We start from the raw sequence: 26,477 nt of genomic DNA, 5'->3' as shown, positions 1-26,477 counted from the left end.
AATTCTAAGTTTAGTTAGGAAAAACTTAGAATCTTAGCAACTTAGTATCTTAGCATCTTTTAAACGTTTCCGATGCGAATTACATCAGCAAAAATTCCTGAAGCGGTAACAGCTGCGCCGGCACCAGCTCCTTTGATCAATAAAGGCTGATCTACATAACGATCTGTGTAGAAAAGCACGATATTATCTTTTCCTTCTAAGTTATAGAAAGGATGATCTTTTGGAATGAATTGTAGCCCTACGCTTGCTTTTCCGTTTTCGAATTGCGCTACGTATTTCAATCTTGAATCTTTTGCTAAAGCTTCTTTGTAAATGTTCTCGAAATGAGAAGCATGTTTAATTAACGAAGCAAAGAAATCATCGTTGTTTGTTGTTGCCAAACATTCTGCAGGCAAGAACGACTCGTTTGCAATGGCGTCGATGTCCATTTCGTAACCGCTTTCGCGAATTAGAATCAGGATTTTACGCGCTACGTCTATACCGCTTAAGTCGATTTTTGGATCTGGTTCTGTGAAACCTTGAACTCCAGCTTCTTTAACCACATCGTGGAAAGAATTATTCTCATCAAAATTGTTGAAAATAAAGTTCAAACTTCCAGATAAAACGGCTTGAATTTTATGCACTTTATCGCCTGAAGCAATTAAGTTTTTTACTGTATCAATAATTGGCAATCCCGCACCAACATTCGTTTCAAACAAGAAAGGAGCGTTGTATTGACGAGATAGATTTTTTAATTTTTTATAGTTGTCGTAAGCAGATGAACACGCAATTTTATTACAAGTTACAACCGCAATACTTTCTTTTAAGAATCTTTCGTAAGCTTCAGAAACCGTTGCATTTGCTGTAATATCTACGAAAATGCTGTTACGTAAATTTAGATCTTCTGCTTTTTTAATGAATCCATCGATACTTGCTGGTTCTCCTTTTGCTAGAGCCGAGTCCCAATTTTTTAGTGAAATTCCGTCTTCATCAAAAATCATTTTTCTTGAATTTGATAAAGCGATAACACGAACATTGATTTTTAAAACCTCTTTTAAGAATTTCTTTTGGCTGTGAATTTGTTCGATAAATTTCTCACCTACATTTCCAACACCCATTACAAATAAATTCAGCTGTTTGGTATTTTCTTCAAAGAAGTTTTCGTGTAAAGTGTTCAACGCTTTTTTAACGTCTCTTTCGTTAATTACAGTCGAAATATTTCTTTCAGAAGCACCTTGCGCAATCGCACGAATGTTTACGTTGTTTTTTCCTAAAGTGCTGAACATTCTTCCGCTCAAACCTTGGTGATTTTTCATGTTTTCACCCACCAAAGCAATAATGCAAAGGTCTTTTTCTACATAACAAGGATCGATTTTGTTTTGCGAAATTTCGATTTCAAAAGCTTTATTAATAGCAGCTTCTGCATTATCAGCATCAGAATTTAGAATTCCGATACAGATTGAATGCTCAGAAGAAGCCTGAGTAATAAAAATTACATTGATTTTTTCCTGAGACAATACTTCAAACAAACGTCGAGAAGAACCTGCAACTCCAATCATTCCTGGACCTTCAAGTGTTAAAAGCGAAATATTATCAATATGGCTGATTCCTTTAACAACTGTATCTTTTGAAAGAACCGTATTAGAAATTAAAGTTCCAACAGCTTCTGGCTCAAAAGTATTTTTGATTAAAATTGGAATGTTCTTTCTTAAAACCGGCTGAATTGTTGGCGGATACAAAACTTTCGCTCCAAAGTGCGACAATTCCATTGCTTCCTGATACGAGATATTCGCAATTGGCTGCGCTTGTTTTACAATTTTCGGATTTGCAGTAAACATTCCGTTTACGTCAGTCCAGATTTCCAATTGTTCTGCGTCAAGAGCACCTGCGATGATTGCTGCAGTATAATCAGATCCACCGCGTCCTAAAGTTGAGGTAATTCCGTCTAAAGTCTGCGCGATAAATCCAGGTAAAATATTGATTTTTGCTTCGTTTTGAGCAAAGTATTCTTTGATTAATTGATTTGAAACTTCGAAGTTAACCGCAGCTTTTCCAAAGTTGTTATCTGTTTTAATTAATTCGCGGCTGTCTTTATAAACAGCATCGTTGTTGATTTGCTGATAAGCTTTTGCAATAATAAACGAAGAAAGTAATTCTCCGAAACTTAAAATAGTATCGGCAGTTCTTGGAGATAATTCGCCCAAAAGGAAACATCCGTCTAATAAAGTTTCTAAGTGATTGATGATTCTTTTTACATGGCTCAACAAACTGCTTTGCTCGCTTACCGGAATTAACTCTTTTAAAGTGTCAAGATGTTTTTTCTCGATTTCGGCAACAACTTCTCTAAAGCTTTCGTCATTTGCCGCAGCTTTTGCTGCAGCCGATTGCAATAAGTCAGTTACTTTGCTAAGTGCTGAAACTACTACAACTAATTGATCTTTTTCAGCTTTTTGTTTTACAATTTCGAGAACGAGTTTTATATTTTGAGCATTGGCTACCGAAGTTCCGCCAAATTTTAATACTTTCATTTTTGTGATATTTTTCTTTTGATGCAAATATTTTTTATGTATCCATTACCTTTCTTCTTTTGCGAAAAAAGTATAGACAATCAGGATTATATGTGAAAATGTATACCCCTAAGGGGTAGTAGTTGTTGTAGTAGAAATAATGGTAGCAGCAATTGCAACTCCAGTTAGAGTTGTCATTGTAGATTGATATTTTGTGCTGTTACTTTTCATTTTGATTTTTCAAAAGTACAGTTTTTTATAGAAGCTGAAAACCCAAAAAGCCTTTTTGCGAATATTTTAATAATTCAAATCTCAATAATTCAATATTGAGTATTTGTTAAAATTCGACAGGGTAAATTGAGGTTTTGGTATATTTCAACTTGTATTTTTCTTTGATTTGTTTTTGTAAAAGGTTGGATTTTAATGAAAAGCTATTGAAATGATTGGGAAAAGAGACTGGTTTTATGTTAAGAATAAATAAAACGTGAAAAAGGGCTTTTTTTGAAATTTTAATTATTGTGATAAAATGTTGCTTTTTAATATTGATTTGTTGAATTTTGACGTCTTAAATTGAAAAACATCATGAGAGAAGTCCATTATATAAGTACTGAAACTATAAATTTAGAAACATTACATGAGATTTTATCTCAGAATAAAATGCTTGAACTGTCTGAAGAAGCGAAAGTAAATGTTCAAAAATGCCGTGATTATTTAGATAAAAAAATGGCATCACATACAGCACCAATTTACGGAATCAATACAGGTTTCGGGTCTTTGTACAGTGTGAAAATCTCAAATGGAAACTTATCTAAACTTCAGGAGAATTTAGTAAAATCTCACGCTTGTGGAACTGGTGAAGAAGTTCCTGTTGAGATTGTGAAAATGATGTTGTTGCTTAAAATTCAATCCTTAAGTTATGGTCATTCTGGAGTTCAATTAAAAACTTTAGAACGTTTAGTAGATTTTTATAATAATGATGTTTTACCAATAATTTATACACAAGGTTCTCTTGGCGCTTCTGGAGATTTGGCGCCTTTGGCTCATATGTCTTTACCGTTAATAGGTGAGGGGAAAGTGCTTTTTGAAGGAAAGAAAACAGATGCTGCAGAGGTTCTAAAACATTTTGATTGGGAACCAATTGTTTTGCAATCAAAAGAAGGTTTAGCTTTATTGAACGGAACACAATTTATGGGTGCTTATGGTGCACATATTTTAATTAAAGCTTATAAATATTCGTATCTGGCAGATTTAATCGGAACAATTTCTTTGGAAGGTTTTGATGGAAGAATCGAACCTTTTAATGAATTGATACATTATATACGTCCACACAAAGGGCAAATCGTAACGGCGCAGCGAATTACAGAATTTTTGGAAGGAAGCGAAATTATAGCTCAGGAAAAGAAACATGTACAAGATCCTTATTCTTTCCGTTGTATGCCACAAGTTCACGGCGCTTCGAAGGATGCCATTGATTATGTTCGAAAAGTATTTAAAACAGAAATCAATTCAGTAACCGATAATCCGAATATTTTTATAGAAGCAGATCAGATTATTTCTGGTGGAAATTTCCACGGGCAGCCTTTAGCTTTAGCTTTGGATTTTATGGCAATTGCTTTGGCAGAATTAGGAAGTATTTCTGAAAGAAGAACGTATCAGTTGATTTCAGGATTACGAAATCTTCCGGCGTTTTTGGTTGATAATCCAGGATTGAATTCAGGATTTATGATTCCGCAATATACTGCAGCGAGTATTGCAAGTCAAAATAAGCAATTGGCAACACCTGCAAGTATTGATAGTATTGTGTCTAGTAACGGTCAAGAAGATCACGTAAGCATGGGAGCAAACGGAGCTACAAAAGCCTTACGAATTTTAGATAATTTAGAGCGAATTTTAGCGATTGAACTGTTAAATGCGTCTCAAGCGATTGCTTACAGAGAGCCTCTAAAATCAAGTGATTTTATCGAAATGTTTATCAATAGCTATAGAGAAGTTGTGCCTTTGGTCAAAGAAGATAGAATCCTACATAATGACATAGAAAACACGGTGTTATTCCTTGCGAGTTTTCAAATTGAAAACGATTTGTTAACAATGGCTTAACACTGAAACGTGTTAATGAGGGTAATTTTGCGCTATCAAAAATAAACAAATGTCAATAAACAGTATTTTCCAATTTTTAGTGCCGAAAGACAAAAAATTCTTTCCACTTTTTGAAGAGGCTTCAAGCAATTTAATTGAATTAGCTTCTAACTTACACGAAGCTGTAAATTTACCATTAAAAGAAAGAGAAATTCTTTTTCAAAAAATTGACGAATTAGAACAAAAAGGAGAGGACATTACTCGTCAGACAAACTTGGAGTTGAGTAGAAACTTCATTACTCCATTCGATAGAGAAGACATTCACGCTTTAATCACTTCAATTGACAACGTTGCCGATTACCTTCATGGTGCATCAAGCCGTATGAGATTGTATCAGGTTGATAAAATTACAAAATCTATCAGAAAAATGACAGAAATCAATCTTGAGGCTTGTCAAAACATCGATAGTGCTGTAAAAGAATTAAGAAACTTACAGAATTTCAAATTGATTAAGGATGCTGCTTCTAGAATTAATAAACTAGAAAACAAGTCTGATAACGTATATAACAAAGCAGTTTTTGAAATTTTTGAAAACGAAACAGATGCTAAAAATATTATTAAATATAAAGAAGTATTATCTGTTTTAGAATCAGCAACAGACAAATGTAAGAGTGTTGCGAACATACTAGAATCTATTTCTGTAAAACATTCTTAATTCAATTTTTCATTCTGAAGTTATAATTTTATGACGCTACTTATATTAATTATAGTATTAGCCTTAATTTTTGATTACATCAATGGTTTTCATGATGCGGCAAATGCTATAGCGACTGTTGTTGCTACAAAGGTTCTAACACCTTTTCAGGCGGTTGTCTGGGCAGCATTTTTTAACTTTCTGGCTTATTGGGTTTTCGGATTTGGTGTTGCGGATACTGTTGCCAAAACAGCGCACACAATGGAAATTAACCTTGTTGTTATCTTAGCTGGAGTAATTGCGGCAATTTGCTGGAATTTATTGACTTGGTGGTTAGGAATTCCGTCAAGTTCTTCTCATACATTAATTGGAGGTTTTGCAGGAGCGGCCGTTGCACATGCCATTGCTGTACATGGTTTCTCTGGTTATGTTGGGGCAGATGGAGCAACTCACTATTGGTATGAAATTGTAAGTTGGTATAAAGCAGGTAAAGATGGCGGAATGCCTTCGGGGGTTATCATTATTATTGCTTTTATTGTTTTAGCGCCATTAATAGGGGCAATCGCATCATATTTAATTTCTATTTGGTTATTAAATGCTTCGCGTAAAAGTATTGGTCCAAAAATCTTTACGGTAGCTTTAATGATTGCAACTATTGTGTTTGTATGGTGTTTAATGAAACCTTATTCTGAAATTGAAAAACCTAGGTTTGACTCTCATTTCTGGAGTGTAGCTTTTGATTCTCATAATATTAAATGGTTTTTAGTAGCCTTTATTGTTTTAACCGTAAGTGCTTTCTGTTTGATCTTTAGTAGCTTAAACTTACATCAAGCTGATGCTGCTCTTAAGAAAATGCAATTATTATCTTCTGCAGCTTTTAGTTTAGGTCACGGAGGTAACGATTCACAAAAAGTAATGGGTATTATTGCTGCAGCTGTTGCGGTTTATATCAATACGAATCCTGGTGTTCATATGGACGCTTGGTTAGATGTAGTATTGCCAAACGATGATTTAGGTATTAAAGGTGTAATGCCAAGCTGGATTCCGTTAGCGTGTTACTCTGCAATTGCTGCTGGAACTTTAAGTGGTGGATGGAAAATTGTAAAAACAATGGGTTCTAAAATCACAAAAGTAAGCTCATTTGAAGGTGTAGCAGCTGAAACTGCGGGTGCTTTGACACTTTACTTTACAGAGCACTTAAAAATTCCAGTAAGTACAACGCATACCATTACAGGATCTATTATTGGTGTTGGATTAACAAAACGTGTTTCTGCAGTTCGTTGGGGAGTTACGGTAAGTTTAATCTGGGCTTGGATTCTAACTATTCCAATTTCAGCTTTATTGGCAGGTTTGGTTTATTTTATTCTAAGCGTGTTTATTTAAGAATTTGACTATTGTGAAATAGGATAGTAAAAAAAAATCATATTTCTTTCAAAAATATTAAAAGCCGATTTCAAATCTGAAATTGGCTTTTTTGTTTTGGGGGTATTGAGAGAATTTAATATATCCTTTATATTTACAGGAGAAAAAAGAAGGATTAAAAAGGAGATGAAAGAAGCTGATCAAATAGAAAGGATAAAAAAGAAGCTGATTATAGCAAAAGATACTGATGGAGAGTTTAAAGTATTTGGTGCAGATAGTCATAAATATATTTTAGGGGAGACGGTAAATGAAGAAGATATTTTTCAGTTTGAAAATAATTATAAATTATCCTTGCCTGACTCTTATAAAGCTTTTTTATTGCACATTGGAAACGGTGGGATTTCGTATCAAAATGCTGCTGCTGGACCTAATTATGGGATATTTCCTTTTGGAGAGAATCTCGAAGAGTTTGTTTATACGAATCCTGAAAATTGTTTAAGGCAAGATTGTGTAATTTATCCAAATATGACTGATGAGTTTTGGGCAGAGTTAACGAGGAAGATTGATGAAAATGAGGATATTTCTGATGCAGATTTTGATAAAGAATTAGGGAAGATTTTCTCAGGAATTTTACCGATCAGTTCTCAAGGCTGTTCTTATTATAGTGGACTTGTTTTAAATGGTCATTTTAAAGGAAGAGTTGTTAATATTGATATAGACAGACAAAAGCCATATTTCGCCTTCGAATCGAATTTTTTAAATTGGTATGAAAGATGGCTTGACGGAAGTATACCAGAAAAAACAATGAAAAATGATCCTTCACTGTATGCATTTACATTAAGTGGTTCTGTAAAATATATTTTGGAAGTTTATTTTTCTGCAGATAAAATGGAAACTAAATATGAATGTTTGCGAAGTTTGCTTAAGAAAGATAATATTGATTCGGAGGCTTTGGATGTTTTGTTGAAACAGTTTTATTTAACCACTGGAAAAGAAAAAGAAACGTTGCTTCAGATTCTGACAAAGTTCGATTATAATCTTGCGTATGATTCTTTAGTAGCTTATTCTAAAGAAAATTTACTTGCGGTTTTTCAATTTGTGTTTTGGTATGCAAAAGATAAAAGCACTGATTGGTTAGAGGTAATTAAAGAAAATGTTTCAAAAATAAATGATGATGAAACTTTTCGTTTTTGCACTTATTTATTGAAGGAAATGAAATTTGATTATAGTTCAATCATTATTCCATTTACGTCTCATTTGAATCAAGAGATAAGGGTGACCGCTTATTATTCTCTTGGACAATTAGAAAATAAAAAAGAATATCTGGAAGCTTTTATCCTCGGATTGAACGACAAAGCAAATAGAGTTGTTCATACCACTTTACAGGCTTTAAATGGAGTAAGAGATGAAAAGCTTTTGAAATATTATAAAAATATTGCAGAAAGATTTCCAGTGGAGCAGGATTATATTTTGGTCAATTTAAATCATAGATTAAATGACTATAATCTATCAAATGAAACGATACTGAATTTGGATATTGAAGTTTGGCAAAATAAAAACAAGAAGAAATGGTATTTGTTTTGGAAATGATCCTTCTAAAACTTCTGCAAATTCTTGCGATTGTGTCTGCGTTTGTAATGTGTTTGTTTTAGTTTCTTCTGATCTTCAGAAATGATGCTGATGGTTCCGTCAATTTCAAGCATAGCTAATTTTACGTTTTTGAAAAACTCAATTCCATGTTCTCTCATGGCTTCTTTTAATTCTTCATCAGAAATATCAAGTTTGCTTAAGGCTTTAAAATCCAATTTTCCGTCGTGAATTAGGATTTGTGGTTTGTCTAATAGTAAATCGCCAACAATTTTGTATTTGTGTGTTAGTTTTTTGATGACATAATTGATTACGAATAAAACCAAAGCCGCAATTAGTCCTCCGGTTAAGCTGGTGTCTGGTCCGACCATTGCGTTTTGAACAGAGTTGCTAATCAGTAAAATCAGAATTACATCGGCAGTATTTAATTGCGAAAGTTCTTTTTTTCCAAAGATTCGCAAGGCAATTGTCATGAAGAAATAGACAGAAACGCTTCGTAAAATAATATCTAGATATGGGAAAGTCATATTTTTTATTTTAAAGTTAAATAAAAAAGCTTTGCCAAAGTTTTAAACTTCGGCAAAGCTGCTAAAATATTTATGTGGAATTAAGTTTAAATGAACTTAATTATAGTTTGAAATTCTTTTCAATCGCTTTGATCATTTCTCCGGCAACGTCTTTATTAGTGGCTCCTTCGATTCCTTCAAGGCCTGGAGAAGAATTTACTTCAAGTAATAAAGGTCCTTTAGAAGAACGAATAATGTCAACTCCAGCCACTTTTAAGTCCATTGCTTTTGCGGCTTTTATGGCAATCTTTTTTTCTTCAGGAGTTACTTTGATAACAGAAGCTGTTCCGCCAAGGTGAATGTTGGCTCTAAATTCGCCTGGCATCGCCTCACGTTGAATTGCGGCAACCACTTTTCCGTCGATTACAAAACAACGAATATCTTTTCCGTTGGCTTCTTTAATGAATTCCTGAACCAAAATATTGGCATTTAAGCTTTTGAAAGCATTGATTACACTTTCTGCTGCTTTTTTGGTTTCGGCTAAAACAACTCCTTTTCCTTGTGTTCCTTCCAATAATTTTACAATTAGAGGTGAACCACCGACCATTTTGATTAAGTTGTCTGTGTCGAGCGGAGAATTGGCAAATCCAGTTGTTGGAATGTCTATTCCGCTGTTTAATAATAATTGTAAAGAATATAATTTATCTCTTGATTGCGTTATGGCTGTAGCTGAATTTAAACAGAAAACCTTTAAAGCTTCAAACTGACGCGTCAAAGCACAACCGTAAAAAGTAATACTTGGACGGATTCTCGGAATAATAGCGTCAAATTGATTTAAAATTTTTCCGCCTCTGTAATGAATCTCAGGAGTTTTAGCATCCAGTTTCATGTAGCATTCCTTGATGTTTAGAAAATGCATTTCGTGACCGCGCATTTCGCCGGCTTCCATAATTCTTTTGTTGCTGTATAATTCAGGATTGCTGGCTAAAAGTCCAATTCTTAAACCTGAACTTGCTTTTTCTGAGTTTTGATATAATTCTTTTAAGGATTCTGGTGTAGGCTGTCCTAAAAGATATTTTTGTTCTGGGTCAACCAAAACCCTTCCGCTCATGGCTTCGCGTCCTAAAAGCATTCTAAATCCCATAGAATCACGATTCGTCAAAGTCATTTCGATTGGCCATTTAGCGTCACCAATTTTTAAACTGGTTTGAATAACATAACGATGTTCTCTAAAACCGCTAGAACTTTTTACAATTCGTTTGTCAACCAAAGGTGCTTCACAATGAATAATGGTTTTAATGTTATTCTGAATCGGATTAATGTCGAATTTAACCCAATTGGCATCATTTTTTATAAAAGGAGCTATGTTTAAAGCGTGCATTGCCGAAGTTTTGGCGCCAGAATCAACACGAGCCTTGATTGTCGGGATTCCTAGTTCTGGAAATGAGCACCATTCTTCGCTGCCTAAAATGACTTTGTTTTGAAGCATAAGTTGTTTTTTTGTTATAGAATTGAAATTCAAAAATAGCTATTTGCTTTTACTAAAGATAGTGATTTCTTTAAAAAAAATACCCGTTATGTTATGAAAACGTAACGGGTAAGTTATTAGTGTTATAAATTTTGACTAATTTACTGATTTGTCGGCTCTTCAGCTTTGTGGATTTCTACGGATAATTCTTGTGAATCATCTTTTAAATCCATCATGATTTCATCACCAGAATGTATTTTCGAAGTAATGATTTCTTCTGCTAACAAATCTTCAACATATTTCTGAATTGCTCTTTTTAAAGGACGCGCTCCAAATTGTTTGTCGAAACCTTTTTCAGCAATAAATGCTTTTGCTTTATCAGTCAAGCTTAATTTGTATCCTAATTCAGCAATACGAGAATATAGCTTTTTCAATTCGATTTCGATAATCAAATCGATATCAGCTTTTTCTAATGCGTTGAATACAATTACGTCATCAATTCTGTTTAAGAATTCAGGAGCAAAAGTTTTCTTTAATGCATTTTCGATAATGCTTTTTGAGTTTTCATCAGCCTGAGCAGTTCTTGCTGCAGTTCCGAATCCAACACCTTGACCAAAATCTTTCAACTGACGTGCACCAACGTTAGAAGTCATGATAATGATAGTGTTTTTAAAGTCAATTTTGCGACCTAAACTATCTGTCAAATATCCGTCATCTAAAACTTGAAGCATCATATTGAATACATCTGGATGCGCTTTTTCGATCTCATCTAAAAGAACAACACAATATGGTTTTCTACGAACTTTCTCAGTCAATTGACCACCTTCTTCGTACCCGACGTATCCTGGAGGCGCTCCAACTAAACGAGAAATCGCAAATTTCTCCATGTATTCACTCATATCGATACGAACTAAGGCATCTTCTGAATCGAATAATTCTTTAGCCAATACTTTAGCCAATTGCGTTTTACCAACTCCAGTTTGACCTAAGAAAATGAACGAACCAATTGGTTTGTTAGGATCTTTAAGTCCAGCTCTGTTACGTTGAATAGAACGAGCGATTTTCAAAACAGCTTCATTTTGACCAATTACTTTGTTCTGAATTAATTCAGGTAACTGAGCCAATTTGTTGCTTTCTGTCTGTGCAATTCTGTTAACAGGAATTCCAGTCATCATAGAAACAACATCGGCTACATTATCTTCTGTAACTTCAATTCTGTTGTTTTTAGAATCTTCTTCCCATTGTTCTTGTGCAAGAGCTAAATCTTTTTCGATACGTTTTTCATCATCGCGAAGTTTGGCTGCTTCTTCATATTTTTGTTTTTTAACAACCATATTTTTAAGCTCACGCACTTCTTCTAGTTGACGCTCTAAATCTAAAATTTGTTTCGGAACATCAATATTAGTAATGTGTACACGAGACCCAGCTTCGTCAAGAGCATCAATAGCTTTGTCTGGTAAGAAACGCTCAGACATGTAACGATCTGTCAATTTAACACAAGCTTCAATAGCTTCTGGCGTATAGGTTACATTGTGGTGATCTTCGTATTTATCTTTTACGTTGTTCAAAATAGCAATTGTTTCTTCAACAGAAGTTGGTTCTACAATTACTTTTTGGAAACGTCTTTCTAAAGCACCGTCTTTTTCAATATATTGTCTGTACTCATCAAGAGTAGTAGCACCAATACATTGAATTTCTCCTCTTGCTAATGCAGGTTTGAACATGTTTGAAGCATCAAGAGATCCTGTTGCTCCACCAGCACCTACAATAGTATGGATTTCATCAATAAAAAGAATGATATCGTCGTTTTTCTCAAGCTCGTTCATTACGGCTTTCATTCTTTCTTCAAATTGTCCTCTGTATTTTGTTCCAGCAACTAAACTTGCTAAATCAAGAGTTACAACACGTTTGTTGAAAAGAATACGAGATACTTTCTTTTGAATGATACGTAAAGCCAGTCCTTCTGCAATAGCAGATTTACCAACCCCAGGTTCTCCAATAAGAAGTGGATTGTTCTTTTTTCTACGGCTTAGAATTTGTGAAACACGTTCGATTTCTTTTTCGCGTCCCACAACTGGATCTAATTTTCCCTCTTCGGCCATTTCTGTTAAATCTCTCCCAAAATTATCTAAAACTGGAGTCTTAGATTTTTTGTTTGACTTATTGGCGGGATTATTGAAACTACTTTCTTTTAGACTGTCATCTTGTCCTGAATCGTCATTATACGATTCGTTTCTTGGCAAGTTTTCTAAGAATTCTTCTTCGTTCGGAGTCATATTTAAATACTGTTCTTTAGCTACGTCATAATCTATTTTTAGTTTATTCAATAGCTTGGTTGTTGGATCGTTTTCGTTGCGCAAGATACATAACAGCAGGTGTGCCGTGCTTATAGATGAACTTTGAAATACTTTTGCTTCAAGAAAAGTGGTCTTCAGGGCTCTTTCGGCCTGTCGGGTAAGGTGAAGGTTTTTCTTTTCTGCATTTACTTCAACGCTCAGGTTAGCAGGGCTAAGTACTTCTACTTTTCTGCGTAAATGATCTAAATCGACTGCTAGGTTATTAAGTATATGAATAGCTTTTCCGTTACCATCTCTTAAAATGCCCAGCATTAGATGTTCTGTACCAATAAAGTCGTGGCCCAAACGTAGTGCCTCTTCTTTGCTGTATGTAATAACATCTTTTACTCTTGGTGAAAAATTATCATCCATAATATATAATTGGTATTGTAAATTTAGTGAATTACTGTTTTAAAAACAAAAACCGTACCCTTCGGGAATGCCTGTCAGCTAATAGACGAAAAAAAAGACAATTAAAGCGTTAAAAAACGCTTAATTTATTAACTAAAAGCCAAAATAAAGTTGTTAATAAATCATTTAAATAAGTGTAAGGAAATAGCTGAAAAAAATTTAAAAAAACGTATCTTGGCACGCTTTGAAACTATTATAATTATTTAATATAACAACTTATGTCTGAAGGAGAAAAGTTAATTCCTATTAACATAGAGGATGAAATGAAGTCAGCTTACATCGATTATTCGATGTCAGTAATTGTATCGAGAGCACTTCCTGATGTTAGAGATGGTTTGAAACCAGTGCACCGAAGAGTTCTTTACGGAATGTATGATTTAGGTGTAACTTCAAGATCTGCCCATAAAAAATCTGCAAGAATCGTGGGAGAGGTTCTGGGTAAGTACCACCCGCACGGAGATACTTCTGTTTATGATGCAATGGTACGTATGGCTCAAGAGTGGAGTATGCGATATTTATTAGTTGATGGTCAGGGTAACTTTGGTTCTGTCGATGGGGATAGTCCTGCAGCAATGCGTTATACTGAGGCCAGAATGCGTAAAATTTCTGAGGAAATTATGGCAGATATCGAAAAAGAAACAGTTGACTTTCAATTGAACTTTGACGATACAATCTATGAGCCAAAAGTAATGCCTACAAGAGTTCCTACTTTATTAGTAAACGGAGCAACAGGTATTGCAGTTGGTATGGCGACCAATATGCCGCCACATAATTTAACTGAAGTTATCAATGGTACTTTGGCGTATCTTGATAATAACGATATTGAAGTAGATGAGTTAATGACTCATATTAAAGCTCCTGATTTTCCAACAGGAGGTATCATTTATGGATACGAAGGTGTTCGTGAAGCTTTCAAAACGGGTAGAGGGCGTATTGTAATGCGTGCGAAAGTTGGTTTTGAAGAAGTTGACGGAAGAGAATGCATCATCGTTACTGAAATTCCATATCAGGTTAACAAAGCCGAAATGATCAAACGTACGGCTGATTTGGTTAACGAGAAAAAAATCGAAGGTATTGCGAATATTCGTGACGAGTCGGATAGAAGCGGTATGCGTATCGTTTATATCCTGAAACGTGATGCTACGCCAAACGTAGTTTTAAATACTTTATACAAATACACTCAATTACAATCTTCTTTTAGTGTAAATAATATTGCATTGGTAAAAGGACGTCCTCAATTGCTGAATCTTAAAGATATGATTCATTACTTTATTGAGCACCGTCACGATGTGGTAGTAAGAAGAACTCAATTTGAATTACGTAAAGCAGAAGAAAGAGCACATATTTTAGAAGGATTAATTATTGCTTCTGATAATATTGACGAAGTAATTGCGTTAATTAGAGGGTCTAAAAATACAGATGAAGCAAGAGAAAAATTAATCGAAAGATTTAAATTATCAGATATTCAGGCTCGTGCGATTGTTGAGATGCGTCTACGTCAGTTGACAGGTCTGGAACAAGATAAGTTAAGAGCAGAATATGATGAATTAATGAAGTTAATTGAGCACTTAAAAGCTTTACTTGCTGATATTAATTTAAGAATCGATTTGATTAAAGAAGAACTTACAGAGATTCGTGATAAATACGGTGACGAAAGACGTTCTCAAATCGAATATTCTGGAGGTGATGTAAGTATTGAAGATTTAATTGCTGATGAAAATGTAGTAATTACAATTTCTCACGCAGGTTACATCAAACGTACAAACTTGACAGAATACAAAACTCAGAATAGAGGAGGGGTTGGTCAAAAAAGTGCCGGAACAAGAGATCAGGATTTCCTTGAGCATATGTTCGTTGCAACCAACCACCAATACATGATGTTCTTTACGCAAAAAGGAAAATGTTTCTGGATGCGTGTTTATGAAATTCCAGAAGGAAGTAAAACAGCAAAAGGTAGAGCAATCCAAAACCTTGTAAACATTGAAAGTGATGATAAAGTAAAAGCTTTCATTTGTACACAAGATTTAAAAGACAAAGATTATATCAATACACATAATCTTGTAATGGTAACGAAACAAGGACAGGTGAAGAAAACTTCTTTAGAGAAATATTCTAAACCAAGAGCTAATGGTGTTGCTGCTATTACAATTAAAGAAGGTGATGAGTTGATTGGTGCTCAGTTAACAAACGGAGAAAGCCAAATTATCTTAGCGGTTAAATCTGGTAAATTAGTTCGTTTTGAGGAAACTAAAACACGTCCGATGGGAAGAACCGCTTCTGGAGTTCGTGGAATTACCTTAAAAGATGAAACTGACGAAGTAATCGGAATGGTTACAGTGGATAAAAACGACATTGCAGAGTCTCAAATTTTAGTTGTAACTGAAAACGGATACGGAAAACGTACGAAGTTAGTAGACGATGATGGAGAAGATGTTTACAGAATTACAAACCGTGGTGGTAAAGGGGTTAAAACGCTTAATATCACTGAGAAAACTGGTAAGTTGATCTCTATCAATGCAGTAACTGATTCTGATGATTTGATGATTATCAATAAATCAGGATTGACAATCAGAATGGCTATCGAGGATTTACGTGTTATGGGACGTGCAACTCAAGGTGTTAGATTGATTAATTTGAAAGGAAAAGATTCTATCGCTGCTGTTGCTAAAGTAATGAAAGACGATGCTGAAGAAGTGGTTGTTGATGAAGACGGAAATGTAATCGAATCTGCAATTGAAAGAGTTAAGCCAGATATGGAAGTTCTTGAAGACGATGGAACTGCAGAAGATGACGATGACGACTCTGATGATGAAGTAGTTGATGATGAAGATGACGCTGAAGAGGAAGAATCTGAAGAATAATTAAACAGAATAAAAAGAAATTTAAATACAAATAAATATCATTATGAAAAGTAAATATGTAATACTTGCTTCAGCGTTATTGATCTCTATGGCTTCTTTTGCACAAAAAGATCAAATTAAAAATGCTGAAAAAGCTTTAAAAGGAGGAGATGCTCAAGGAGCAGTTTCAATCTTAAATGATGCTGAAAATATGGTTGCAAATGCTAAAGATACAGAGCAGGCTCAATTCTATTTTGTAAAAGGAAATGCTTATTTGGAACTTGCTGATAAAAATATTGAAACAAGCAAAAATTTATCCCTTTCTGCTGAGAGCTACAAAAAATTAATTGAGATTGAAAAAACTTCTGGGAAACAGAAATTTTCAACTCAGGCGGCTACTTCAATTAGTAGTATTAAAGCTAAATTAATCAATTCTGCAATTGCTGATACTCAGTCAAATAAAAATGTTGAAGGAGCGAAAAAATTGTATGATGCTTATGCGTTAGACAGAAATGATACAATTAACTTGTACTATGCAGCTTCAACTGCGGTAAATGCACAAGATTTTGATCTTGCTTTGCCAATGTATGAAGAGTTGAAAAAATTAAACTATTCTGGAAAAGGAACTTTGTATTTAGCATTAAACAAAGCGAATAATAACGAAGATAACTTTGCAAATGCTAAAGAAAGAGATATGGCTGTGAAATTAGGTACACACGAAAAGCCTAAAACAGAAGCTATTCCTTCAAAAAGAGGAGAAATCTACAAAAATTTAGCGTTGATCTTAGTTCAAAAAGGACGTACTGAAGAAGCTAAGAAAGCAATTGCGGATGCAAGAAAAGCAAATCCAGAAGATACTTCTTTGATCTTAACTGAAGCTAATTTATATCTTGAAACTAAAGATTTTGACATGTACAAAAAATTAGTTGGAGAAGCTTTAGAGAAAGATCCAAATAATGCTGATTTAGTATTTAATTTAGGGGTAATTAGTTCAGGTGCAAAAAACAATGCTGACGCTGAGAAATATTACTTAAAAGCAATTGAAATCAATCCTAACTATACAAATGCTTACTTAAACCTTGCGGCATTGAAATTAGAAGCTGAAAAACCAATCATTGATGAAATGAATAAATTAGGTACTTCTGCTAAAGATATGAAACGTTACGATGTTTTGAAAGGGCAAAGAGAAACTGTTTTCAAAAGTGTAATTCCTTACCTTAAAAAAGCAAATGAATTAGATCCTAAAAACGAAGATGTTTCTAAAACTTTGTTAGGAGTTTATAGCGCTCTTGAAATGACTGCTGAAGCTAAAGCATTAAAAGCGAAAATGTAATAAGTCGTTTTGTAAATAAAAAAAAACCATTCGATTTCGAATGGTTTTTTTTTAATGCTTAATTTTTTAGCTAATTAATTCAGATGATAGCGTTATTGTTGTGTTTAACAATTTAGAAATCGGACAAATTTCTTTTGCTTTATTAGCTGTAGTAGTAAATTCTTCTGCAGAAATTGAAGGCACTTTTCCTTTTAAATCCAAATGAATTAAAGTTATAGAACCGTCTTCAAAAGTTACTGTCGCTTCTGTAGTTAAATCGTCTGCAGTAAATCCAGCTTCGTTTAATAAAAAGCTTAATTGCATCGTAAAACAGCCTGAATGTGCTGCGGCAACTAATTCTTCAGGGTTTGTTCCAACACCGTCAGCAAATCTTGTTTTAAAAGACAATTGTGCGTTATCTAAAGTAGTACTCTGTGTACTGATTTTTCCAGTTCCTTCCATTCCGGTTCCTTTCCAGTTGGCGTGCGCTTTTCTTGTAAATTTCATTTTTGTAGTTATTAAGATTAATAGAATATTTGTTATTTGTTTGATTTTCAATATTCAGTGGTCTATCAAATATAGCTAAAATTTTACATTTAATCTTTATGAATTTGTTAGGAGAAAGTAAAAGCATAAAAAAAGATGTAATGAATAGACATTGCATCTTTAAATTATAAAAAAAATAAAATTCCAAATTCCAATTGTAGTTAATTGGAATTTGGAATTTAAAAATTGGATTTTTTTGTGTCTTACTCTTGACCTAAGTTTCTCAATTGTTTCAGTTTGTCTTTCCAAACCTCAAGACTTTCCTTGTGAATGGCGATGTTTTTACGAACTTCTGTAACTATTGAATTTTCTTTTTTAGCGTTTTTAGTATTGGTAAAGAACTGGATGTTGTTTTCTAACTGGAAAATTTCATTTTGCACTTCGTCAATTTTACGCATAATAAAGATTTTTTCATTGTCTAATTTACGCGTATCGTTACTGTCAGATAAAGAATCTATACGGTTTGCAAAACGCATCATTTCAGACTCTTTTTTACTTAAACTTAATTTTTCAAAAAGTGCATCTAAGATTTTATTGAATTTCCCTTCGATGTGTCTTCTTGAAAATGGAACTTTTCCAAATCCTTTCCAGGTTTCAATATGTGCTTTTATAGCGTCTAAATCGGTTTTGTGATCTCCCGTTAGTTGGAAAGCTCTTAAAGTGTCTAGATAAGCCTTTTTATGGTCAAAAGCCGCTACTTCTTCACTGTTTTCTTCAGATTTATGTTCTTTAAGTTTGTCAAAATAATGATTGCAAGCATCCTTAAACTCTTTCCAGATTTTATCTGAATATTTTTTAGGAACATGACCGATTTGTTTCCATTCTTCCTGAATTTGTTTCATTACAGGAGTTGTAGTTTGAAAATCGGTACTTTCTTGCAATTCTTTTGCTTTAGCAACAAGCGCTAATTTTTTATTTAAATTATCGTTTTGGTCTTTTTTAATGTCTTTATAAAAAGAATTTTTAAAAGCATTGAAATTTCTAACAGCAGTTTTAAAAGCGGCCCAAGTTTCTTCATTTACCTCTGAAGGTACTTTTCCAGCAGCAAAAAACTCATTTCTTAAGTCTTCTACTTTTTGAATTTGTACCAGCCATTGTGAATGAGAATTTACTTTTTCAGTTCCTAAAACTTCGATTTTAGCAATTATTTCTTTCTTAACTTCAAGATGTTGCTGTTCATTAGCTCTTTGGTTTTCGAACAAAACTTCTCTCTTGTCGTGGATTTTTTTAGTCAATTCGCTAAATTGATTCCAAATCGTATCACGGTGTTCTTTAGAAACAGGTCCAATATCCTCTTTCCAAATACGGTGTAAATCTTGTAATTCGCGGAACGATTTGTTTACATCAGTATCGTTAACCAATTCCTCTACACGAGCAATTATTTTTTGTTTTAATTCTAAGTTGTGTTTAAAATCTAAATCTCTAGCTTCACGATCTAAGTGAAGATAATCGTAGAAATTTTCAACGTGGAAATGGTAGTTATTCCAAACATGATTGTATTTGTCTTTTGGAATAGCGCCGGCATTTTTCCATCTTTCTCTTAATTCATTAAAATGTTTAAGAGTATCTTTTATATTTTCTTGCGGATTGATAAGTTCTTTTAATTCTTCAACGATTGCTAAACGAGTTTCTAAATTCGTTTTTAGATTCGTTTGTAAATGTTTAAAATGATCGTTTCTCTTATCTCTAAAAACATTATAATATTCGTCAAATTTTAGTTTTAAAGGAAGATGATATTCGAATTCTTCATTTGGATCTGGATTAGAAGCAAGGAATTCTTCTTTCTTTTCTTCCAAAAGATGATGATATTGCAGTAGGAATGCTTTTTTGATTTCTTCAATATGATCTTTTACAGACATTACTTTGTCTGTATTGACCAATTTTTTTAGTTCATCAACCAATGCATCTAAAGAAAAGGTGTTATAATCCTGCATAGGAATGTCATGACGTTCTTTTAAAGTTTCGTCTTCACTTTCTTCAGCATTTGAATTTGTTATAACATCTAGGGCTTCCTGATGAACATTTTCATTAGTATCTACTGTTTCATGAACTTCTGAAGTTGGATTTTCAACTACAGTTTCAGAATTAGATATTTCAGTTGCGTCATTTTGTATAGAATCGTTTATTTCGATTCCAGATTTTCCGTCTGCTTCATGCAGGTTATCATTCTTTTCTTCTAACATCTTTAAATGTATAAGGTTTTTATTTTAAACAGTGCGAAAGATAGTAAAGGTGTTTCTAAATACAAAATAAATCGCTGGATTATGCTGTATTTTACCACGAAATTCTTATTCTTTAGCCTTATTCTATAGTATGTCTGGTCTGTTTTTTAAGATTGTATGAAGGATATGTAAATTTAAAATGTGCATTGTTTTGTGTATTATTTCTATATAAATATAAATTAATAAGGTTCTATTTATTTTTTTTGATTGTTTAGAAAAGAATCAAAACACCCATTTCAATTCCGAAATTATAAGTTCTGTTTGCTCCAAATCCAGCACTTGGATGTATGTAAACTAAATTTGTAGGCGTAATTTTTCTCCCAAATTCTACAAAAGCATTGTTTTGAAAGCCGTTTATGATGCCATTGTATCGAAATGCAACATCGCCAGCGACCCAATTTTTTCCGAAAAAATGAAAAAATACATTTTCAAAAAGAGTTGTACTTATATCATTGCGATCATCTTCGCCTGCAAAACTCGTTTGATATTCTAAGGTCGAAAGCCAAAGAAACTTTTTATTATAAAGGTATTTTCCATAAATAACTGCTGGCATAATAACCCATTTTCCAGTCCCAAAATTCGGATCAGCAGCTGTATTGGCATAAACTCTTGTTCGTAAAGCAATACCGTTACTGTTTTTCATGTACGGAATATAACTTATTCCCATACCAACATCTCCGATTGCCGTTTTATTTATGGAATTGGTATTTGCGGAAACTAGGGGAAGATCAAATCTCAAATTCCAAGCTTTATTGCCAATAGGGAGTAAAACACGAACTTGCGTGGTATTAATAGATCCGTTGTCAGTATCTAGATATTCGTCGAAGAGAAGAATTGTTTTGAGAAAATAATGATAACGTGGCTCAGAAAAAGGACTTTGTAAAGTATCATTTTCTTGAGCGGAAAGTAGATTGTGAAATAAAAAAAATAAAATGCTAAGTAATTGTATTTTTCTCATAACCACTTGTTTATAAGTGATTTAAAAATACAAAAAATACGTTAACATTTTATTTTTTATCTCTTGTTTTATTTGTTCCAGATTTTCCAGGCCTTTTCAGCTTGAAAAATCAGCATGTCGTGACCATTTTTTATAACAGCGCCCTTTTCTTTTGCTTTTCTTAAAAAAGTGGTTTCTGCTGGGTTATAAATTAAATCGTAAGCGATATGTTTTTCTGTAAAAAACTCATAAGGCAAGTTTGGGCAAGCATCAATATTTGGACTTGTTCCAACTGGCGTGCAATTGATTATGATTTGAAAATTGTCAAACGTAGTAGCATTAATCAAATCGTAGTCAATAATATTTTCTTTCGCTTCTCTAGAAACAAAAGTGTACGGAATATTTAGTTCATCCAGAGCAAAAGCAACACCTTTAGAAGCGCCTCCGGTTCCTAAGATAAGTGCTTTTTTATGATGTGGTTCCAATAACGGTTCTAATGATTTTTTGAAACCATAATAATCCGTGTTGTATCCTTTTAATTTTCCGTTTTTGGTAAATTTAATGGTATTTACAGCACCAATTAAAGTTGCTTTACGCGATAATTTATCTAAGAATGGAATAACTTGTTCTTTGTATGGAATAGTGACATTTAAACCTTTTAAATCTGGATTGTTTTTAACCAATTCAGTGAAATAATTAATTTCAGAAATGTCAAAATTCTCATAGCTGTTTCCAGCAAAAACTTCATTATTAAATTTTTCTGTAAAATAACCTTTTGAAAATGAGTAACTAATGTTGCGTCCTAATAATCCAAAACGTCTTCTTAATAAAATATCAACCATTCTTATTTACGATGTTTTTCTATATAATTTTTTACCATTTTTTTTGCCCAAACAACTGGAAACAGATCTTCTATTAAGATGTAATTCTCAAAATTAAGACGTAAGCCATTGCTTAAGTGAAATTTAGCTTTTGTATTATCCTGGATCATAAAATACAATCCAGCTAAGCGGTATTCAATTTCATTTTCTTCTGGAAAATATTCAGAAGCTTGTAATAAAGTTTGAATAGCAGTTTCAAATTCTCCTAAAAATTGAAGAATATCAACCCAGTACAACCAAGTATCTAATGCATAATCTCCAAATTCAACTGCTTTTCTAAAACCGAATTCGGCTTCTTCAAAAAAGTTCATGTGTTTGTTGATTGTAGCATATCTTTTCCAATACAAACGATTTTGATTGTCGATTGCCAAAGCTTTATTCACAAAAAACAATGCTTTTTGATAGTTTTTTTGGCGAAGATGAAAATCTGTTATTGCAATCCATCCTTTGTCTAAAAGCGGATCTTCATGTACCGTTTGGTTATAATATTGAATAGCTTTCGCTAAATTTCCAAGTTTTTCATAACATTTACCAATTCGAAGAAGTGCATACGATGTTGCATCGTCTAATTCGATGGTTCTGTTATAACTTTCAATTGCTTCATTGTATTTTTTCAGACGTTCGTAAGCTTTTGCTTTTTCCATAAAAGCACCTAAAAATTCATCATCAATCAGCGTTGCGTAATCAAATGCGCGAATGGCATTCTCATATTCTTTTACACCGTAATGAAGACGGCCAAGCTGATGCCACGCGATTTCGCTGTATGGATTTCTGTTGATGTAATCGTTAAGATATACAATAGCTTCCTGATTTTGATCTAAAAACTCAAAACAATACACCACGTTATAAAGAGCAGATTGATCTTCTAAGTCTTCTTCAAGACATTTGATAAAGCTCTCTTTTGCCATCTCGAGATTATCCATAAAAAGATATTCCATTCCAATCAAGTTGTATACATCCGCGTAATCATCGGTGTATTGCAATGCGATTTTTAAGAGTTCAACTGCTTTTTCGTGTTGATCTCTCTTCGAACATATATTGGCTTTCTGGATATAGATTTCCTCGTTGTTAGGTTCAATTGCGTACAACTCGTTCAAAAGCTTCTCAGCGATATCGAGTTTGTCATCATAAACCAGCATTTCTACTTGTACTAATTTTAAGCCTGTAGATTTTGGATGTTGGTCTAATGCAAGTTTTAAGGCTTTTTTTGCTAAATTAGCCTTGCCTATGTCTAAATAATGAAGAATGATTTCCTCGAATTCTTCAGAATCAAAAAAGAGTACTTTGTTAGTTTTTAACATCGACTCAAATTTAGATAGGGATAGGTTATAATCTTCTTCTTCGTTGCTTAATTGCATACTTCGTAATTTTGAAATTAGCCTATTATAAATTTAGGCAACCATATAATTGTTGTAAGGATAGGAAATTATTTGTTTTGAACAATTTAATTAACAATATATAGCGTTTTTTATTCTGTTTTGGGAAGAAAACTCTCTTGTTATTAGGGAGTTATCTTCTTGTTTGCTGTTTTTTTTTATTACCGACGAAAAATTTCGCTTTGGATTCTATTGGTTATTCTTTTTCATTATTTCATCCATAACTTCCAAAATAATCGAACAGCCTTCTCTGATTTCGTCTTCTGAAATAGTTAAAGGAGGTGTAATTCTTATGGCACATCCTTCAAATAAAAGCCAGAATAAAATAAGACCTTTGTCTTGACAATTTAAAATGACTTCGTTGGTAATTTCAGCCGATTCTGTCATGGCGGCCAGCATAAGTCCTTTTCCTCTAACTTCTGTTATCAAAGGATGTACCAAAAGCGATCTGAAGAGTTTTTCCTTTTCTAATGTTTCGGCCATTAAGTTTGTTTCAGTTAATTCCTGCAAAGTGGCTAAACAGGCTGACGCAATGACAGGATGACCTCCAAAAGTCGTTATATGACCCAATTTAGGGTTTTCGGTTAAAAGATCCATTCTTTCTGCTGAAGCTGTAAAAGCGCCAACTGGCATTCCGCCACCCATTCCTTTACCCATTACTACAATATCGGGAACAACGTCGTAGTTTTGAAAACCGAATAATTTACCTGTTCTTCCAAAACCTGGCTGAATTTCATCGACAATCATTAATGCTCCAACCTCATCACAACGTTTGCGGACTTTTTCAAGAAAATTATTTTCTGGCTGAATAAAACCTGCGCCTCCCTGAATGGTTTCTAAAAGAATCGCTGCAGTTCGGGTAGTTATTTTCTGTAAATCTTCTTCGTTGTTGAAAGTGATAAAATCAACATCTGGGAGTAAAGGTCTAAAAGCTTGTTTGCGTTCTTCAAATCCCATAACGCTCATAGAACCCATTGTGTTTCCGTGATAAGCATTATGACAAGATATTAACTGACTTCTACCTGTCGTTCTTTTTGCTAATTTTAAAGCGCCTTCAATAGCCTCTGTACCTGAATTGACCAAATAGGTTTTATTTAGAGATTCTGGAAGAAGTGAAGCCATTAATTTACAATATTGTACAGCTGGACTTTGTGAATATTCTCCGTAAACCATCACATGAGAATATTTGTCCAATTGATCTTTTATGGCCTGATTTACTCTTGGATGCTGATGTCCTAAAGTACAAGCTGAAACTCCGGCAACAAAATCCAAATATTTTTTATCGTTTGTGTCGTATATGTAAGAACCAATAGCGTGTGAAACCTCCATTCCAAGTGGGTAAGGGGAAGTCTGTGCCTGGTATTTTATAAAATCTGGATTCATTTTTTTTAAAGGTGCTTAGTTGCAAAGATACTGAGGTTGTAAGGTTTTTTTACTTTACGCTTAGGTTAACTTTTTTAGAGGATCAAAGTTGCAAAGGAACTAAGGTTCTAAGGTTTTTAACTTAAAGTAAACTGCGACTGCGACTGAAAACTGTGACTGCGACTAAAAACTATTTAGTTTTAGGCTTAGTTTCTTTCTTGACTGCTGGTTTTTTCTTGTCGTAATCTAACGTTTCCTTTCGGACTTTCATTGGAACATTTTTTCCTTTTTCCTCTTCTTCTTTACCTTCTTTAATCAGTTTTTCATTCATTTCATTTTCTTCGGCGGTAAAAATATCGTCTTTCGATTTTATTCTTTCGCTACCTCGCCAAACCATTCCTCTGAGTTTTCGGGCATTTTCAGGAAGTTCATCTTCGGGATAAATATCTCCGTCTACTTTGTTGAAAAACGTAATGGTTTCGACAGCATTATTTTCTAATATCATATTGATCTTACTGCTGACATTTTTATTAATTCCGATTAATTCATTGGCGTCATTCCGCATAAAATAGACGACTTCCGTATTTTTGATGACATCGACATCATGTAATTTTCCATCTCGGAATTTTCCAAATAAATTGAGTCCCTTGACCTGATTATAGCCGGTTCCGAGTGTGTCTTTGGAGATCAGGAAAGTGTTATTTAAAACTTTAAGCGAATCTATTTTTCGCGTAGTATTATCACCAATCAAGTGCATTATATCTCCGGTAATCTGGCTTTCACCATTCCACAAAATCGGATTTCCAATTAATTTGGTCAAAGCACTTTTTGAGTCAGAATGTATCGAGTCACATTTTCCGCTCATATCAATTTTATAAAAACGAACATTTTTATACGCTCTTAAAATTCTTTCCCCTTCTTTTCCGGTTACTAATAACTTTTGACCGTGAATATAAACCGAGTCATTTTCAACTAAATTAATAGCAACGGCTCTTTTGGTTACAAACATAGAATCTTTGAGTTTGTAAAGCTCGGCATAATGACCTTTTACGATTCCTTTATTGATGGAATCTGTAATTTTTACATTTCGTGTTGCCGATGCAAATTCAGTATTTCGATTATAAAATAAACTGTCGCCTTCTATGAGTCGATCATCGTATTTAATGTACGATTTCCTAAGAAAATGCGCCAGGTTTTTCTTCGTATCATAAAATCCTTTTTCGGTATAAATGTAATTTTCCTTGCTTGTAATGGTTGATGGTCCCAAAAGATAAGTGTGGCCAGAATTACTATAATAATCCAAATGATTCGATTTGATTATATATTTAGGATTTGTAATAGTAACTTCCGTTAGAAACTGGAATTTCTTTTGTTCAACATAATATCTTCCCGATTTACTGACCAAAGTATTGTCTTTGTTTACAATTGTTCCTTTTGTATTATAAAAAACTTCTTGTACGTTTCGGTCAAAATTAATGGTATCCGTTTGTAGAGTAGCATCTGGAGAAGTTAAAACGGCATTTCCTGTCGCAAAAGCTTTTCTTGCATTACCACTATATTCTGCATACTTACTATTCAAAAACAAAGTATCTCCCTGTACTAATTGTACATTTCCAAAAGCTTTTAAATAGTTTTCTTTTTGAAAGTAATACGCTTTGTTGCAGGTTAATACGACACCATCATGATTTACTTTTACATTTCCGGTAAGTAAAAGTGCATCAGGAACGTTCACCTGATCAACATCAGAATAATCAGCATTCTCGATGACGATGGTTTTAGGAGCTTGTGCAGGTTTTTTTTTTGCTTGCGCGAAAGTGAATTGAACGCTTAAAAAAGACAGACAAATAAATATGAAAAAGAGTGATTTCTTCAACTGATTAAATTTTTGTCAAATTTATAAAAAAGCTTACAACCTGTCACCGATATTAGGATTAATTTATAAATAGTCATTAACACTCCAATTGAAAAAATGAGTCTGATTTATTTTTTCAACAAAACAACGAACTCTCACGTTGTAGTTGTGCTGTTTTGGTTCTAAATGGCTCTCAGAGGAAAAGATCATGCGCTGAATTTTA

17 protein-coding genes are annotated in these 26,477 nt (G+C 33.6%); 6 read left to right on the top strand and 11 right to left on the bottom strand.

What is annotated here, in order from left to right; genetic code table 11:
* Positions 1 to 59 precede the first annotated feature (59 nt).
* The gene (gene thrA, locus NQQ59_RS04755; protein WP_144214386.1) at positions 60 to 2,507 is read right to left on the bottom strand and encodes a bifunctional aspartate kinase/homoserine dehydrogenase I; all 2,448 of its coding nucleotides are present in this window, start codon (positions 2,505 to 2,507) and stop codon (positions 60 to 62) included.
* 561 nt (positions 2,508 to 3,068) lie between these two features.
* Here thrA and hutH point away from each other — a divergent pair.
* The 4 genes from hutH (at position 3,069) to NQQ59_RS04735 (ending at position 8,208) form a co-directional block, all read left to right on the top strand.
* The gene (gene hutH, locus NQQ59_RS04750; RefSeq protein WP_144214383.1) at positions 3,069 to 4,583 is read left to right on the top strand and encodes a histidine ammonia-lyase; all 1,515 of its coding nucleotides are present in this window, start codon (positions 3,069 to 3,071) and stop codon (positions 4,581 to 4,583) included.
* Positions 4,584 to 4,632: 49 nt separating this feature from the next.
* On the top strand, positions 4,633 to 5,277 hold the full coding sequence (locus tag NQQ59_RS04745; RefSeq protein ID WP_144214381.1) for a DUF47 domain-containing protein: 645 nt from the start codon (positions 4,633 to 4,635) through the stop codon (positions 5,275 to 5,277).
* Between the two features lie 30 nt (positions 5,278 to 5,307).
* Positions 5,308 to 6,639 (top strand): inorganic phosphate transporter, encoded by a 1,332-nt coding sequence (locus NQQ59_RS04740; RefSeq protein WP_144214379.1) that lies wholly within the window; start codon positions 5,308 to 5,310, stop codon positions 6,637 to 6,639.
* A gap of 165 nt (positions 6,640 to 6,804) precedes the next feature.
* Entirely contained in the window at positions 6,805 to 8,208 is a 1,404-nt protein-coding gene (locus NQQ59_RS04735) for an SMI1/KNR4 family protein (protein ID WP_186296563.1), read from the top strand.
* A 5-nt stretch (positions 8,209 to 8,213) separates the two neighbouring features.
* Here the strand turns inward: NQQ59_RS04735 and NQQ59_RS04730 are convergent, their stop codons facing one another.
* The 3 genes from NQQ59_RS04730 to NQQ59_RS04720 all read right to left on the bottom strand — a co-directional run bounded on the left by NQQ59_RS04730 (position 8,214) and on the right by NQQ59_RS04720 (position 12,887).
* Entirely contained in the window at positions 8,214 to 8,732 is a 519-nt protein-coding gene (locus NQQ59_RS04730) for a DUF421 domain-containing protein (protein WP_144214377.1), read from the bottom strand.
* Positions 8,733 to 8,832: 100 nt separating this feature from the next.
* The gene (gene rimK, locus NQQ59_RS04725) at positions 8,833 to 10,200 is read right to left on the bottom strand and encodes a 30S ribosomal protein S6--L-glutamate ligase (RefSeq protein WP_144214375.1); all 1,368 of its coding nucleotides are present in this window, start codon (positions 10,198 to 10,200) and stop codon (positions 8,833 to 8,835) included.
* Positions 10,201 to 10,340: 140 nt separating this feature from the next.
* The gene (locus NQQ59_RS04720) at positions 10,341 to 12,887 is read right to left on the bottom strand and encodes an ATP-dependent Clp protease ATP-binding subunit (RefSeq protein WP_144214373.1); all 2,547 of its coding nucleotides are present in this window, start codon (positions 12,885 to 12,887) and stop codon (positions 10,341 to 10,343) included.
* A gap of 257 nt (positions 12,888 to 13,144) precedes the next feature.
* Here NQQ59_RS04720 and gyrA point away from each other — a divergent pair, with 257 nt between their 5' ends.
* A complete protein-coding gene (gene gyrA / locus NQQ59_RS04715) occupies positions 13,145 to 15,787 on the top strand; it encodes a DNA gyrase subunit A (RefSeq protein ID WP_144214371.1) in 2,643 nt (880 codons plus the stop codon).
* Positions 15,788 to 15,830: 43 nt separating this feature from the next.
* On the top strand, positions 15,831 to 17,099 hold the full coding sequence (locus tag NQQ59_RS04710) for a tetratricopeptide repeat protein (RefSeq protein WP_144214368.1): 1,269 nt from the start codon (positions 15,831 to 15,833) through the stop codon (positions 17,097 to 17,099).
* A gap of 66 nt (positions 17,100 to 17,165) precedes the next feature.
* On the opposite strand, the gene NQQ59_RS04705 is transcribed toward NQQ59_RS04710, so the two are convergent.
* From NQQ59_RS04705 to NQQ59_RS04675, 7 genes are all read right to left on the bottom strand, one after another.
* Positions 17,166 to 17,585 carry an OsmC family protein gene (locus NQQ59_RS04705; protein WP_144214366.1) on the bottom strand — a complete coding sequence of 140 codons (420 nt, stop codon included), beginning with the start codon at positions 17,583 to 17,585 and terminating at the stop codon, positions 17,166 to 17,168.
* Between the two features lie 242 nt (positions 17,586 to 17,827).
* On the bottom strand, positions 17,828 to 19,807 hold the full coding sequence (locus NQQ59_RS04700) for a DUF349 domain-containing protein (protein ID WP_144214364.1): 1,980 nt from the start codon (positions 19,805 to 19,807) through the stop codon (positions 17,828 to 17,830).
* A gap of 250 nt (positions 19,808 to 20,057) precedes the next feature.
* Positions 20,058 to 20,804, bottom strand: coding sequence for a lipid A phosphoethanolamine transferase (locus tag NQQ59_RS04695; protein WP_144214362.1), 747 nt, complete (start codon positions 20,802 to 20,804; stop codon positions 20,058 to 20,060).
* Between the two features lie 68 nt (positions 20,805 to 20,872).
* Positions 20,873 to 21,625 carry a shikimate dehydrogenase family protein gene (locus NQQ59_RS04690; RefSeq protein ID WP_144214360.1) on the bottom strand — a complete coding sequence of 251 codons (753 nt, stop codon included), beginning with the start codon at positions 21,623 to 21,625 and terminating at the stop codon, positions 20,873 to 20,875.
* A gap of 2 nt (positions 21,626 to 21,627) precedes the next feature.
* Positions 21,628 to 23,022 (bottom strand): tetratricopeptide repeat protein, encoded by a 1,395-nt coding sequence (locus NQQ59_RS04685; protein WP_144221491.1) that lies wholly within the window; start codon positions 23,020 to 23,022, stop codon positions 21,628 to 21,630.
* Positions 23,023 to 23,229: 207 nt separating this feature from the next.
* Positions 23,230 to 24,423: an aspartate aminotransferase family protein gene (locus NQQ59_RS04680; protein ID WP_144214358.1), complete on the bottom strand. Its 1,194-nt coding sequence runs from the start codon at positions 24,421 to 24,423 to the stop codon at positions 23,230 to 23,232.
* Between the two features lie 169 nt (positions 24,424 to 24,592).
* Positions 24,593 to 26,275 carry an OstA-like protein gene (locus NQQ59_RS04675; protein WP_257698140.1) on the bottom strand — a complete coding sequence of 561 codons (1,683 nt, stop codon included), beginning with the start codon at positions 26,273 to 26,275 and terminating at the stop codon, positions 24,593 to 24,595.
* Between the last annotated feature and the right edge of the window lie 202 nt (positions 26,276 to 26,477).

Origin of the sequence: Flavobacterium panacis (genome assembly GCF_024649945.1) — a bacterium.
Classification (GTDB): Bacteria; Bacteroidota; Bacteroidia; order Flavobacteriales; family Flavobacteriaceae; genus Flavobacterium; species Flavobacterium panacis.
This window is presented reverse-complemented; position numbering and strand designations above follow the sequence as displayed.

What these genes read in the sequence shown, in the direction of transcription:
- NQQ59_RS04690 (WP_144214360.1), bottom strand. Translation starts at nt 21,625, where the DNA reads ATGGTTGATATTTTATTAAGAAGACGTTTTGGATTATTAGGACGCAAC.
- NQQ59_RS04685 (WP_144221491.1), bottom strand. Translation starts at nt 23,022, where the DNA reads ATGCAATTAAGCAACGAAGAAGAAGATTATAACCTATCCCTATCTAAA.
- NQQ59_RS04695 (WP_144214362.1), bottom strand. Translation starts at nt 20,804, where the DNA reads ATGAGAAAAATACAATTACTTAGCATTTTATTTTTTTTATTTCACAAT.
- NQQ59_RS04700 (WP_144214364.1), bottom strand. Translation starts at nt 19,807, where the DNA reads ATGTTAGAAGAAAAGAATGATAACCTGCATGAAGCAGACGGAAAATCT.
- NQQ59_RS04705 (WP_144214366.1), bottom strand. Translation starts at nt 17,585, where the DNA reads ATGAAATTTACAAGAAAAGCGCACGCCAACTGGAAAGGAACCGGAATG.
- thrA (WP_144214386.1), bottom strand. Translation starts at nt 2,507, where the DNA reads ATGAAAGTATTAAAATTTGGCGGAACTTCGGTAGCCAATGCTCAAAAT.
- NQQ59_RS04740 (WP_144214379.1), top strand. Translation starts at nt 5,308, where the DNA reads ATGACGCTACTTATATTAATTATAGTATTAGCCTTAATTTTTGATTAC.
- NQQ59_RS04680 (WP_144214358.1), bottom strand. Translation starts at nt 24,423, where the DNA reads ATGAATCCAGATTTTATAAAATACCAGGCACAGACTTCCCCTTACCCA.
- NQQ59_RS04745 (WP_144214381.1), top strand. Translation starts at nt 4,633, where the DNA reads ATGTCAATAAACAGTATTTTCCAATTTTTAGTGCCGAAAGACAAAAAA.
- NQQ59_RS04730 (WP_144214377.1), bottom strand. Translation starts at nt 8,732, where the DNA reads ATGACTTTCCCATATCTAGATATTATTTTACGAAGCGTTTCTGTCTAT.
- rimK (WP_144214375.1), bottom strand. Translation starts at nt 10,200, where the DNA reads ATGCTTCAAAACAAAGTCATTTTAGGCAGCGAAGAATGGTGCTCATTT.
- hutH (WP_144214383.1), top strand. Translation starts at nt 3,069, where the DNA reads ATGAGAGAAGTCCATTATATAAGTACTGAAACTATAAATTTAGAAACA.
- gyrA (WP_144214371.1), top strand. Translation starts at nt 13,145, where the DNA reads ATGTCTGAAGGAGAAAAGTTAATTCCTATTAACATAGAGGATGAAATG.
- NQQ59_RS04710 (WP_144214368.1), top strand. Translation starts at nt 15,831, where the DNA reads ATGAAAAGTAAATATGTAATACTTGCTTCAGCGTTATTGATCTCTATG.
- NQQ59_RS04735 (WP_186296563.1), top strand. Translation starts at nt 6,805, where the DNA reads ATGAAAGAAGCTGATCAAATAGAAAGGATAAAAAAGAAGCTGATTATA.
- NQQ59_RS04720 (WP_144214373.1), bottom strand. Translation starts at nt 12,887, where the DNA reads ATGGATGATAATTTTTCACCAAGAGTAAAAGATGTTATTACATACAGC.